We start from the raw sequence: 12,817 nt of genomic DNA, 5'->3' as shown, positions 1-12,817 counted from the left end.
CCGGCTGCCGGCCGGCGCGCGAAGCGGCCATGTCGGGGCCCCCGAGCGCCGGTGGCCGATCAGAGGTCCAACCGCCGGATCCCGACGCCGGCGGCCGTCAGGAGCGCCCCGACCACGAGCCACCACCCCGACCGCGCTGCGGCGGCCGCCGGCGACTCCGTGCTCGCGGTCGCTACGACCTGATACACCTGCAGCACGAAGAGACCGACCGCCAGCAGGCCGGTCCCGTAGGCGCTGGCCGCCAGCGCCTCCTGCCCGCTCCTCCGCGTGTAGAGGTACGCGGCCAGCCCGACGGCCAGGGGTATCGGGAGGAGCCCCAGATGGTCGCCCGCGGCCAACTCGACGCACAGCAGGAAGGTAAGCGAGACGCCGAGGGCGAGCGTCGCGCGGCGGGGAACGCTCGCGTGTACGTAGTCGGCGACGCGGCCCGTCGCGGTTCGGACTCGGCTCATACCGGGTACACGAGGCCCCGGACAAAGACCTCTCGGTCGTTCGAGGTACTGGCCGGCCCGGTCAGTCGATGTCGCCGACGTCCTCGTCGGGCAGGGTGATCAGGTTCTCGCGGCCGATCCGGAGCTTGTCGATCCGGTCGTCGTCGTCCATCGAGGAGAGCAACTGGGACACCTTCGCGTTCGACCAGCCGGTCTCGGAGACGATCTTCGCCTGCTTCATCCGACCGCCGTTCTCCTCCAGTAGCCGGGTGACGCGCTCCTCGTCGGAGAGCAGCGTCTCGTCGATCCCCTCGTCCTCGGCGGCGTCGTCCTCCGCGTCGGCCGCGGCGTCGGCACCGTCGGCGTCCGGCGGCGCGTCCGCCTCCGGCGCGGTCGCTGCCGACGAGGGGGCGTCCGCGGCGATCCCGTCCCCATTCGCGACGGTCTGCCGGCGCGCGAGGAGGTAGCCGCCGGTGCCGACCGCGACGACCAGCGCGACGACGCCGACGCCCAGTAGCGCCATCGGGATCGGCTCCTCCCGGTCGTCGTCGCCGGGGTCGGTCGTCCCGGGGGTGGTGGTGCCGCCGTTGTTCCCGTCAGGGCCGCTCGGCGTGTAGACGATGGTTATCTCGTTGTCGTCGAACTCGTACGGCCCGTTCCACTCGAACGTCCCGTTCTCGTGGCCCCGCGGCGCGGTCGACGGGATGTACCCCTCGGGGGGTTCGACGACGAGGCGCTGCCCGTCGTCCAGTCGGGGGAGCCACGTCCCGTCGGTGCCGTTGAACGCGTCGCCGACGAGGACATCGCCGTCGCCGTCCACCGCGGCGAAGTCGGTCCAGGTGAAGTGAAACGCGATGATCCCGGTGTCGTTCTCGACCCGGCCGGTGTAGCGCCCGTTCCGGATCGTCATGTTGCGGCCGGTCGCGGCGCTGGCTTCCTCGGCGAACTCGCTGAACGTCTGTTCGGTCACGGGCGGGGATTCCTGCCCGGAGACGATCCGGTCCCTGTACTCGCGGAACGCCTCGATTTCGGTCTCGTTGTGGAGGTGCTGGCGGAACTCGACGGTCCAGTTGGCGTGGCCGCGTTCGGTGATCCGGACCCGGAACACTGTCTCGGGGTCCGCGGGGTCGGCCGCCGCCGCGGGCGGGCCGGCGTCGTGGGTGGGCGTCGCGGCGGGACCGGCGTCGGCGGGCGGCGACGACGCTGCCGCTGCGACCGCACCGATCGGGGCGAGGACCAGGGAGACGAGGAGGGCAAACGAAACGGCGGCACGTAACCGCATACGTAGCCACTGGTTCCCCCGGGGAGAAAATGCTTTCTATCACCGATAAAACGTCAGCGCCGGCTTTGAACGTTCTCCGCGGCGTTCGTTGTGTCACCGTTCGTTCGGGAACCGGCGCTGACGGGGGCAATCGCCGCTTTCCATCGGCGTCGACCGGGCAAGGTCGGCTTTCCCCTCCGAGTGCCGACTGGTTTTTGTATCAGTAGCCTGTAGGCCAGCCCGATGAAGCGCATCACGGCCCTGGCGATGGTCCTGCTTCTCGCCGTGCCGGCCCCCGTTCTCGCCGCCCCGGCGGGCGGATCCCTCCAGACGACCGCCGCCGACCGCATCGCGGACGACGCCGACGAGTCGAACACCACGTCGCGGCTGACCCTCTCCGGCGACGTGACCTCCCGGGTCGGGAGCCAGTCCCCCGACATGGCGCAGGTGGTCGGCGACGCCAGCACGGACGTCGAGAACCGGGTTCGCACGCAGGCGGCCAACCTGTCGATCCGGACGGCGTCGTCCGCGACGGCGCGCGCGGCGGCCGCCGAGGAACTGCTCGACGACATCGAGGCCCGAACCGACCGGCTCCACCGCACCGAGCGGGCCGCGGTCCGGGCCTACGCGAACGGGTCGTCGTCGGCGACGGAACTGCTCCGGACCCTCGCGTCGGTCCATGCTAGCGCGGAGTCGCTCGACGAGGCGCTGTACGCCCACGCGCGGCTGTCGGCGTCGATCGAGGGCTACGAGGCGGACGACCGCCGCGGCGCGGTCCGGACGCAACTCGACCTGCTCCGGTCCCCCGCGCGGGCACAGCTCGGCGAGGCGTTCGCCGGATCCGGGGATGCGGAGTCGGTCGTCCAAGTCGCCGCCTCGGAGTCGGGGGTCGTCGTCGGGACGCTCGCCGGCGACCAGTACCACCGAGAGGCGATCCGGTACGACAACCGCAACGACAACACCACCGACACGTACGACGGCGACCTCGCCGCGGTGCTCGACCACGTCCGGACGGACCTGTACCCGTGGGCCGCCGCCAACCAGCAGGGCGACCTCGGGCTCTCCGGCGTGTACGACGGCCGCCATCGCCTGACGATCCCCCACGACCAGGGGACCCTGACGATATACATCGACGGCAACACCCGGTCGGTGTTCCGCGAGTTCCAGGCGCTCGACGTCGACGAACTCCCGCGCGAGACGGCCGTCGACGACACCGAGGGCGACCTGCGGGTGCGGATAGAGCGGACGCCCGGCGACGGCCCGATCCGGTTCAACGCCACCGACGCCGCCGGCGACCCGGTCGACGCGACGGTGCGCATCAACGGCGACCGCGTCGGCACCACCGGCGACGACGGCTACCTGTGGACCCTGCCGCCCCGATCGTACTACCTCACCACGGTCTCCGCGGACGGCGCGACGGTGAACGCGACCGTCGGCATCTGACCCGGCGGCGACCCGGACCGTCCCGCCACACGTTTTTGTGCGAGGCCGCGGCCACGCCCCGGCGTGTCACGGCGTTCCCCGATTGGGTTCCGTTCCGCGGGCGGGTCCCGCGGCGTCGCGCCGGTCGTCGGCGTCGCGCTGTTGCTCGTCTGTACCGTCGTCCTCGGCGGTGCCGTCGCGCTCGCGGCCGTGGAGCGGCCGGCCGACCCGCCCCCGACGGCGGCGTTCGCCCTCTCGGCGGACGCGGACGCCGACCGGATCGCGGTCACGCACCGCGGCGGCGACGCCGTGGACGTGACGGACCTGCGCGTCCGCGTCGAGGTTGAGGGCGAGCCACTCGACCGACAGCCTCCGGTGCCCTTCTTCGCTGCGCGGGGGTTCCGCAGCGGGCCGACCGGGCCGTTCAACCCCTCCGGCGGGACGGTGTGGCGGACGGGCGCGGAGGCGTCGCTCGCGGTGGCGAGCACGAACGCGCCGGGGATCGACCCCGGGGACGAGGTGTCGGTCAGGCTGTCGGTGCGGGGGAAAACGGTGGCGACGCTCTCGGCGACGGCGTGAGAGAACGGCTGGACGGGGAGCCGGCGCGCCGACTTCGCCGCGGCGTCACTCGGGAGCGCGGCCGACCGTCGTGATCGCCACGTCGGGGTCGTAGCTCGGCCCCATCAGCCGGTGTTCGACCTCCTCGAAGCCGGCCTCGGAGAACATCCGGTCTGCCTCCTCGTCGTCGTAGAACAGCATGATGCTGTCGGCGACCTTCTGCATGATCCCCGTCTCGGGGTAGTTCGGCCCGACGACGAGCACCTGCCCGCCCGGCTTCAGGACGCGCCGGAACTCCCGGAGCGCCCGGACCGGGTGGGGCCAGTACTCGATGGAGCCCGACGACCAGATCACGTCGAAGCTCCCGGTCTTGAACGGCAGGCGCTCGGCGTCGCCGCGGTAGAACCGGACCGGCCCGTCGGTCCTGCCGAACTTCGCCCACGCCTTCTCCATCTGGTGGACGCTCTGGTCCAGCCCGTGGACCTCGTCGACGTGGTCGAGCAGGCCCTCGGTCCCGAACCCGGTGCCACAGCCGACGTCCAGCACCCGGTCGTCGGGGTCGAGGTCGAGCATCCCGATGGCCTCGGTCCGCATCTCCTCGTTCCAGATGAACGGGTTCACCTGGTCGTACACCTTCGAGAGGTACTTGTAGAACAGCCGCGCCCGGGCCTTGTTCTCGAGGATTCCCATCGGTAACCTGTTCGGTCGCCCGGCAAATAACGCTGCTGTTCCGGCCCGCGCCGGACCGTACCGCCCGCCGGCCCCGCCGCCGCGTTCGCCCGTGAGCCCCGCCCGGTCGCCGGTGCCTTTCGCAACTACCTTATAGACGCTTCCGCAAGTCACGCCCGATAACAGTATGCCGAGGCCAGAGGTTCTGGAACGAATACAGGACGTCGAACAGGAGGCCGACGAGATCGTCGAGCTGGCCGAGGACGAGCGCGAGGAGCGCATCGCCGAGGCCCGCGAGGAGGCCGCGGAGATCCGCGAGGACGCGGAGGAGGAGGCCCGCGAACTCCGCGAGCGCCGCCTCGAGGAGGCCCAGGAGGGGATCGAGGACGAGCGCGAGGCGATCCTCGAAGAGGGGGCCGACGCCCGCGAGGAGCTCGTCGAACGCGCCGAGTTCAGGAAAGACGAGGTGATCGAGTACGTCGTCGACACGTTCACGGAGGCGGTGCATGCTCAGACCTGAGCGGATGAGCAAGGTGTCCGTGACGGGCTCGAAGGCCGTCATGGGCGACGTGATCGAGGCCGTACACGACCTGAACCGGCTCCACCTGAGCGACTACGACGGCTCGTGGGAGGGCTTTACCAACGGCGACCCCGTCGAGGGCGCCGACGACGCCTCGGAGAAGCTCGTCACGGTCCGGTCGCTCGAGAGCATCCTCGACGTCGACGAGGCCGACGCCGGCCCGAGCCGGATCGTCACCGACGAGGCGCTCGACTCGGAGCTGGAGGAGATCCGCGTCGAGGCCAACGAGCTCGACGACCGCCTCGACGAGATCGACGACGAGCTCCGCGCCGTCGAGGAGGAGATCGACTCGGTCGAGCCGTTCGCGGACCTGGGCATCGACCTCGACCTGCTGTCGGGGTACGACACCCTGCAGGTGGCCGTCGGCAAGGGCGACGAGGCGGCGGTCGCCGCGGCCGTCGAGGACGCCGACGCGGTCGAGGCGTTCGAGACGTTCACCGGCGACCGCGTCGTCGCCGTCTTCGCCTACATGGCCGACGGGGCCGACGAGGACGCGCTGGAGGACGCCCTGGTCGGCGTCGACTTCGCGGGCGTCGAGGTGCCCGACGCCGAGGGCAGCCCCGCGGAGTACGTCGAGGAACTGCGCCACGAGAAACAGCGCCTGGAGTCGGAACGCGCGACCGTCGAGGACGAACTGGAGGAGCTCCGCCTCGACGCGGCCGGCTTCCTGCTGGCCGCCGAGGAGAAGCTCACCATCGAGGTCCAGAAGTCCGAAGCGCCGCTCCAGTTCGCCACGACGGAGAACAGCTTCGTCGCGGAGGGGTGGATCCCCACCGAGGAGTACGACCGGCTCGTCTCGGCGCTTGAGACGTCGGTCGGCGACCGCGTCGAGGTCGACGAACTGGAGCGGGCCGACTACCGCGAGGGCCACCCGACCGGCTCCGAGCCTGTCGGCGACCACGCGGCCGCCGGCGAGGGCGCGGAGGCGGCGACTGACGGCGGCGCGGTGACGGTCGGCGACGAGCCGCCGGTCGTCCAGCAGAACAACAAGGCCGCGCGGCCCTTCGAGTTCCTCATCGAGATGATCAACCGGCCGAAGTACACGGAACTCGACCCGACCATCGTGCTGTTCCTGACGTTCCCGGCGTTCTACGGCTTCATGCTCGGGGACCTCGGGTACGGCCTGCTGTACATCGGCGTCGGCTACCTGCTGGTCAGCCGGTTCGACGACGCGGTGTTCCGCAGCCTCGGCGCGATCGGCATGTGGGCCGGCGGCTTCACCGCGCTGTTCGGTATCCTGTACGGCGAGATATTCGGCCTGCACGTGCTCGGCGAGGTGCTGTTCGGCGGGAGCCCGCCGATGCACAAGGGCCTCCAGCCCGCCTACCTGCAGTACGGGCAGACGTGGCTGGTCGTGAGCATCCTGCTCGGTCTGTTCCACCTGACCGTCGGCTACGTGTTCGGGTTCATCAACGACCTCGAACACGGCGTCGCCGACGCCTACCTGGAGAACGGCTCGTGGGCGACGCTGATGCTCGGCGTCTGGATCTGGATCTTCAGCCGCTCGGCGCAGGGGCCGAAGCCGGAGTTCCTCTTCACCGTGCTGAACGAGGGGCCGGAGGCCGCGTACGCGCTCGGCTTCAACGGCCTCCCGGCCGAGGTCGGCGTCAACGTCGGCCTGTCGCTGGCAGCCGTCGGTTTCATGACGATGGTGTACGGCGAGATCCAGCACTACGGCGTGGCCATCGGTAGCCTCGTCGGCGGCCTCGAGAGCTTCAGCGTGCTCGGCGACGTGCTGTCGTACCTCCGGATCGGCGCGGTCATCCTCGCCAAGGCGGGGATGGCGTTCGTGGTCAACCTGCTGTTCTTCGGCGTGTACGTCGTCGAGGGCGACCACGGCGCGGAGTGGCACTTCGGCACGGCCCACTCGCCACAGCACATGCTCCACGAGGGGACCTACCACGGCCACGAGGTCACCGAAGTGATGTTCGAGGGGCTGATGCACATGGGCGTCGGCGGCGTCATCGCCGGCGCCGTCGTGTTCGTCGTCGGCCACCTCATCGTCCTGCTGCTCGGCGTCACGAGCGCCGGCCTGCAGGGGATCCGCCTCGAGTACGTCGAGTTCTTCGACAAGTTCTACGAGGGCGGCGGCCGCGTGTTCGAACCGTTCGGCTACGAGCGCAACCACACGGCCGAGGACTGACGGGGCGTCGCCGCGCCCGTCCGTCCGTCGGACCACCCCGCCGCGGGAAACCGAAACTATAATAGCCGTCGAAACCCGGATAGAGCGGTCTAGACGGGCGATCGCGGCGGTTTCGTTTGGGAAGTTTTATGAACACTGGCGGGCGAAGTGGAGCCTGTTCGGTTGCAACTACGAGGTACACACAACATGTTCGAAGCTCTCGCCGACATCGGTCCGCTCGCACTGGACAACCTGAACGAAACCGCCCTGCAGCTGCAGGGTGACGCCCAGCCCGCCCTCACGAAGGACGGCGCGGCCGCCATCGGTATCGGCCTGGCCGCCATCGGCGCGGGGTACGCCGAGCGCGGTATCGGTGCCGCCGCCGTCGGCGCCCTCGCGGAGGACTCCATCTCCACAGGTATCGGGATCGTCCTGACGGTCCTGCCGGAGACGCTGGTGATCTTCGCGCTGGTCGCGCTCTTCGTCTAAACCGCCCCCACTTTCTCACAATGAGTTTGGACACAGTCGTTGAGGACATCCGAGACGAAGCCCGCGCGCGTGCGGAGGAAATTCGCGCGGCGGGCGAAGAGCGCGCCGAGGAGATAGTCTCCGAGGCCGAGGCCGACGCCGAGGAGACGCTCGCCGAGGCCGAGCGCGAGGTCGAGGCCGAGATCGAGCAGGAGCGCGAACAGCGCCTCTCCAGCGCGAAGCTAGAGGCGAAACAGGAGCGCCTGGAGGCCCGCCGCGACGTGCTCCAGGAGGTCCGCGAGGCCGTCGAGGACGAGATCGCCGGTCTCCCGGACGACGAGCGCGAGGAGCTCACCCGCGCCCTGCTCGACGCCGCCGCCGTCGAGTTCGACGAGGGGTCGGACGTGCTCGTCTACACCCGACCCGACGACGAGGCGCTCGTGACGGGCGTTCTGGAGGACTACGACGGCTACGAGCACGCCGGCGAGGTCGACTGCCTCGGCGGCGTCGTCGTCGAGAGCGACGCCAGCCGCGTCCGGGTCGACAACACGTTCGACTCGGTGCTGGAGGACGTGTGGGAGGACAACCTGAAAGAGATCAGCGCCCGCCTGTTCGAGGAGCAATGAGCGCGACCGGTTCGAACCCGGAGTACGTGAACGCTCGCGTCCGGGCTCGCCGGGCAAAGCTGTTCGGCGACGAGGACTACCGCAAGCTGGTCCGCATGGGGCCGGGCGAGATCGCCCGCTTCATGGAGGAGACCGAGTACGAGTCCGAGATAAACGCCCTGGGGTCGCGCCACGACGGCGTCGACCTCATCGAGTACGCGCTGAACCGGAACATGGCGAAGCACTTCGACGACCTGCTTCGCTGGGCCGGCGGGACGGTGTACGACCGGATCGCCAGCTACCTCCGGAAGTTCGACGCCTGGAACGTGAAGACGGTGCTGCGGGGCATCTACTCCGGCGCGGAGCCGGAGGCGATCCGGACGGACTTCATCGGCGCGGGCGAGTTCGACGACGCCCTGCTCGACCGGCTGGCCAACGCCGGCTCGGTCGAGGACGTCGTCGACCTGCTCGACGGCACCATCTTCGGCGAGCCGCTCGACGCGGCCTTCGAGGAGTACCAGGAGTCGGGCGTCCTCGTCCCGCTGGAGAACGCCGTCGACCGCGCGTTCTACGAACACCTGCTCGACGACGTCTCCGGGTCGGACGAGGCGACGCAGCTGTACGTCGAGGTGCTCCAGGCGGAGATCGACTTCCGGAACGTCCGGAACGCGCTCCGGCTGTCCCGCAGCGGCGCGGAGATGGACCCGGCGGAGTACTACATCGCGGGCGGCAAGCTGTTCGACGAGAGCGAGCTGTCCCAGCTCGTCGCCGACACCGACCTGCTTGTCACCCACGTCCGCGACAGCGACTACGGCGACGAGCTGTCGGCGGCGCTGGACGGCCTGGAGGACGCAGACAGCCTCATGGGCTTCGAGCACGCCCTCGACCGGGCGCTGCTGGAGTACTCCCGTGCGCTGTCGAACCGCTTCCCGCTCTCCATCTGCCCGGTGCTTGCGTACATGCTCGCCAAGGAACGGGAGGTCGAGAACGTCCGCGCCGTCGCCCGCGGCAGGGAGGCGGGACTGAGCGACGCGGAGATAGAGGAGGAGCTGGTGATAGTATGAGCCAGGAGATCGCCGTCGTCGGCAGTCCCGAGTTCACGACCGGCTTCCGGCTCGCCGGCGTCCGCGAGTTCGAGAACGTCCCGGACGACGAAAAGGCGGCGGAGCTGGACGACGCCGTCGAGCGCGTGCTCACGGACGACGACATCGGGATCGTCGTTATGCACGCCGAGGACCTAGACCACCTGTCCCGAACAGTGCGGCAGGACGTCGAGACGAGCGTCGAACCGACCGTCGTCACGCTCGGCGGCGGTGCCGGGAGCGGAGGACTGCGCGACAAGATCAAGCGCGCGATCGGTATCGACCTGATGGAGGAAGACTAACGCAACTATGAGCCAAGCAACAGAGACCGACGACGTCCGCGAGGACGGCGTCATCGACAGCGTGAGCGGTCCCGTCGTGACCGCCACGGACCTCGACGCCCGGATGAACGACGTGGTGTACGTCGGCACGGAAGGGCTGATGGGCGAGGTCATCGAGATCGAAGGGAACGTCACGACCATCCAGGTGTACGAGGAGACCTCGGGCGTCGGCCCGGGCGAACCCGTCGAGAACACGGGCGAGCCGCTGTCGGTCGACCTCGGCCCCGGGATGCTGGACTCCATCTACGACGGCGTCCAGCGCCCCCTCGACGTGCTGGAGGAGAAGATGGGCGCGTTCCTCGACCGCGGCGTCGACGCGCCGGGGATCGACCTGGAGAAGACCTGGGAGTTCGAGCCCGAGGTCGAGGAGGGCGACGAGGTCGAGCCCGGCGACATCGTCGGTATCGTCCCCGAGACCGTCACCATCGACCACAAGGTGATGGTGCCGCCCGACTACGAGGGCGGCGAGGTCGTCTCCGTCGAGTCGGGTAACTTCACCGTCGAGGAGCCGGTCGTCGAACTGGCAAACGGCGAGGAGGTCCAGATGCGCCAGGAGTGGCCGGTCCGCGAGGCCCGCCCCGCGCTGGACAAGAAGACGCCGACCGAGCCGCTGGTGACGGGCCAGCGCGTGCAGGACGGCCTGTTCCCGCTCGCGAAGGGCGGGACGGCGGCCATCCCCGGTCCGTTCGGCTCGGGGAAGACCGTCACCCAGCAGCAACTCGCCAAGTGGTCCGACGCCGACATCGTCGTCTACATCGGCTGTGGCGAGCGCGGCAACGAGATGACCGAGGTCATCGAGGACTTCCCGGAACTGCCGGACCCACAGACCGGGAACCCGCTGATGGCCCGGACCTGCCTCATCGCCAACACGTCGAACATGCCCGTCGCGGCCCGCGAGTCCTGCATCTACACCGGGATCACCATCGCGGAGTTCTACCGCGACATGGGGTACGACGTGGCGCTGATGGCCGACTCCACCTCGCGGTGGGCCGAGGCCATGCGCGAGATCTCCTCCCGGCTGGAGGAGATGCCCGGCGAGGAGGGCTATCCCGCCTACCTGGCGGCCCGCCTCTCCGAGTTCTACGAGCGCGCCGGCTACTTCGAGAACATCAACGGCACCGAGGGCTCGGTCTCCGCGGTGGGCGCGGTCAGCCCGCCGGGCGGCGACTTCTCGGAGCCGGTGACCCAGAACACGCTGCGCATCGTGAAGACGTTCTGGGCGCTCGACGCCGACCTGGCCGAGCGCCGGCACTTCCCGGCGATCAACTGGAACGAGTCGTACTCGCTGTACAAAACCCAGCTCGACCCCTGGTTCGAGGACAACGTCGCCGCCGACTGGCCGGACGTGCGCCAGTGGGCCGTCGACGTCCTCGACGAGGAGGACGAACTGCAGGAGATCGTCCAGCTCGTCGGCAAGGACGCGCTGCCGGACGACCAGCAGCTCACGCTCGAGGTCGCCCGCTACCTGCGCGAGTCGTTCCTCCAGCAGAACGCGCTGCACGACGTGGACACGTACTGCCCGCCGGAGAAGACCTACCGCATCGTCTGTGGCATCAAGACGTTCCACGACGAGGCGTTCGAGGCGCTTGACGCGGGCGTCCCGGTCGACGAGATCGTTGACATCGAGGCGCTGCCGCGCCTCAACCGCATCGGCACGACCCCGGACGACGAGGCCGACGAGTTCGTCTCCGAGATCGAAGACGACATCGCAGAACAGCTTCGGGAGCTGTACTGAACCATGAAAGAGTACAAAACCATCACGGAGATCAGCGGCCCGCTGGTGTTCGCCGAGGTCGACGAGCCGATCGGCTACGACGAGATCGTCGAGATCGAGACGCCGAACGGCGACACCAAGCGCGGTCAGGTACTGGAATCGAGCGAAGGCATCGTCTCCATTCAGGTGTTCGAGGGGACCGAGGGGATCGACCGCAACTCGTCGGTGCGCTTCCTGGGCGAGACGATGAAGATGCCCGTCACGGAGGACCTGCTCGGGCGCGTCCTCGACGGCTCCGGCAACCCGATCGACGGCGGGCCGGAGATCGTCCCCGACGAGCGCCGCGATATCGTCGGCGCGGCGATCAACCCCTACGCCCGCGAGTACCCCGAGGAGTTCATCCAGACCGGCGTGTCGGCCATCGACGGCATGAACACGCTGGTCCGCGGTCAGAAGCTCCCCATCTTCTCGGCGTCGGGCCTGCCCCACAACGACCTGGCGCTCCAGATCGCGCGGCAGGCGACGGTGCCCGAGGAGGACGAGGAGGGTGACGACGACGAGGGCTCCGAGTTCGCGGTGATCTTCGGCGCGATGGGGATCACCCAGGAGGAGGCCAACGAGTTCATGGACGACTTCGAGCGCACCGGCGCGCTGGAGCGCTCCGTCGTGTTCATGAACCTCGCGGACGACCCCGCCGTCGAGCGGACGGTCACGCCGCGGATGGCCCTGACCACCGCCGAGTACCTCGCGTTCGACAAGGGGTACCACGTGCTGGTCATCCTCACCGACATGACCAACTACTGCGAGGCGCTGCGCGAGATCGGCGCGGCCCGCGAGGAGGTGCCGGGCCGCCGTGGCTACCCCGGGTACATGTACACCGACCTCGCCCAGCTGTACGAGCGCGCCGGCCGCATCGAGGGCCGCGAGGGGTCGGTGACGCAGATCCCCATCCTGACGATGCCCGGCGACGACGACACGCACCCGATCCCCGACCTGACGGGGTACATCACCGAGGGGCAGATCATGATGGACCGTGACCTCAACAGTCAGGGGATCGAGCCGCCGACGAACGTGCTGCCGAGCCTGTCGCGCCTGATGGACGACGGTATCGGCGAGGGGCTGACCCGCGCCGACCACGGCGACGTCTCCGACCAGATGTACGCCGCGTACGCGGAGGGCGAGGACCTGCGCGACCTGGTGAACATCGTCGGCCGCGAGGCGCTGTCCGAGCGCGACAACAAGTTCCTCGACTTCGCCGACCGCTTCGAGGAGGAGCTGGTCCAGCAGGGGTTCGACACGAACCGCGACATCGACGAGACCCTGGAGCTTGGCTGGGACCTGCTGTCGATGCTCCCGAAGGAGGAGCTCAACCGCGTCGACGAGGAGCTCATCGAGGAGCACTACCGCGAGGACGAGCCGGCCGGCACCGAGGAAGTCGCCGCCGACTGACGCTCGCGTCCAGTCGCTTTTTCCGACCCGGTTTACGTATCCGATCGCGCCCGCCCGGGCCCGCGAGCGCGTCGTCCGCCTCCGGCCGACTCCGACCGATCGGTTCCGATACGGT

Annotated in this window: 13 protein-coding genes; 10 read left to right on the top strand and 3 right to left on the bottom strand. The window is 69.4% G+C overall.

Translation table 11 applies throughout. From position 1 onward, the window contains the following. Positions 1-59: 59 nt before the first annotated feature. Positions 60-452 (bottom strand): hypothetical protein, encoded by a 393-nt coding sequence (locus EYW40_RS10485; protein WP_135821554.1) that lies wholly within the window; start codon positions 450-452, stop codon positions 60-62. Between the two features lie 61 nt (positions 453-513). Then, on the bottom strand, positions 514-1,713 hold the full coding sequence (locus EYW40_RS10480; RefSeq protein ID WP_135821553.1) for a helix-turn-helix transcriptional regulator: 1,200 nt from the start codon (positions 1,711-1,713) through the stop codon (positions 514-516). Between the two features lie 222 nt (positions 1,714-1,935). On the opposite strand from EYW40_RS10480, the gene EYW40_RS10475 reads away from it, so the two are divergent. Continuing rightward, complete coding sequence (locus EYW40_RS10475) at positions 1,936-3,135, top strand: DUF7094 domain-containing protein (RefSeq protein ID WP_135821552.1); 1,200 nt, start codon at positions 1,936-1,938, stop codon at positions 3,133-3,135. A gap of 63 nt (positions 3,136-3,198) precedes the next feature. Continuing rightward, positions 3,199-3,693: a type IV pilin N-terminal domain-containing protein gene (locus tag EYW40_RS10470; RefSeq protein ID WP_237560590.1), complete on the top strand. Its 495-nt coding sequence runs from the start codon at positions 3,199-3,201 to the stop codon at positions 3,691-3,693. 45 nt (positions 3,694-3,738) lie between these two features. Here the strand turns inward: EYW40_RS10470 and EYW40_RS10465 are convergent, their stop codons facing one another. Continuing rightward, positions 3,739-4,362, bottom strand: coding sequence for a methyltransferase domain-containing protein (locus EYW40_RS10465; protein ID WP_135821551.1), 624 nt, complete (start codon positions 4,360-4,362; stop codon positions 3,739-3,741). Between the two features lie 166 nt (positions 4,363-4,528). On the opposite strand from EYW40_RS10465, the gene ahaH reads away from it, so the two are divergent. The 8 genes from ahaH (at position 4,529) to EYW40_RS10425 (ending at position 12,702) form a co-directional block, all read left to right on the top strand. Next, on the top strand, positions 4,529-4,861 hold the full coding sequence (gene ahaH / locus EYW40_RS10460) for an ATP synthase archaeal subunit H (RefSeq protein ID WP_135821550.1): 333 nt from the start codon (positions 4,529-4,531) through the stop codon (positions 4,859-4,861). Next, positions 4,848-7,064, top strand: coding sequence for a V-type ATP synthase subunit I (locus EYW40_RS10455; RefSeq protein ID WP_135821549.1), 2,217 nt, complete (start codon positions 4,848-4,850; stop codon positions 7,062-7,064). The genes ahaH and EYW40_RS10455 overlap by 14 nt, the downstream gene beginning before the upstream one ends. Before the next feature lie 186 nt (positions 7,065-7,250). Further along, entirely contained in the window at positions 7,251-7,532 is a 282-nt protein-coding gene (locus EYW40_RS10450) for a hypothetical protein (protein ID WP_135821548.1), read from the top strand. 20 nt (positions 7,533-7,552) lie between these two features. Further along, entirely contained in the window at positions 7,553-8,137 is a 585-nt protein-coding gene (locus EYW40_RS10445) for a V-type ATP synthase subunit E (RefSeq protein ID WP_135821547.1), read from the top strand. Continuing rightward, positions 8,134-9,180, top strand: a complete 1,047-nt coding sequence (locus EYW40_RS10440) for a V-type ATP synthase subunit C (RefSeq protein WP_135821546.1) — start codon at positions 8,134-8,136, stop codon at positions 9,178-9,180. The genes EYW40_RS10445 and EYW40_RS10440 overlap by 4 nt, the downstream gene beginning before the upstream one ends. Continuing rightward, the gene (locus EYW40_RS10435; RefSeq protein ID WP_135821545.1) at positions 9,177-9,500 is read left to right on the top strand and encodes a V-type ATP synthase subunit F; all 324 of its coding nucleotides are present in this window, start codon (positions 9,177-9,179) and stop codon (positions 9,498-9,500) included. Before EYW40_RS10440 ends, EYW40_RS10435 begins: the two co-directional genes overlap by 4 nt. Before the next feature lie 7 nt (positions 9,501-9,507). Then, entirely contained in the window at positions 9,508-11,274 is a 1,767-nt protein-coding gene (locus EYW40_RS10430; RefSeq protein ID WP_135821544.1) for an ATP synthase subunit A, read from the top strand. 3 nt (positions 11,275-11,277) lie between these two features. Next, on the top strand, positions 11,278-12,702 hold the full coding sequence (locus EYW40_RS10425) for an ATP synthase subunit B (RefSeq protein WP_135821543.1): 1,425 nt from the start codon (positions 11,278-11,280) through the stop codon (positions 12,700-12,702). The last annotated feature ends 115 nt before the right edge of the window (positions 12,703-12,817 follow it).

This window comes from Halostella litorea, assembly GCF_004785955.1.
Classification (GTDB): Archaea; Halobacteriota; Halobacteria; order Halobacteriales; family Natronoarchaeaceae; genus Halostella; species Halostella litorea.
This window is presented reverse-complemented; position numbering and strand designations above follow the sequence as displayed.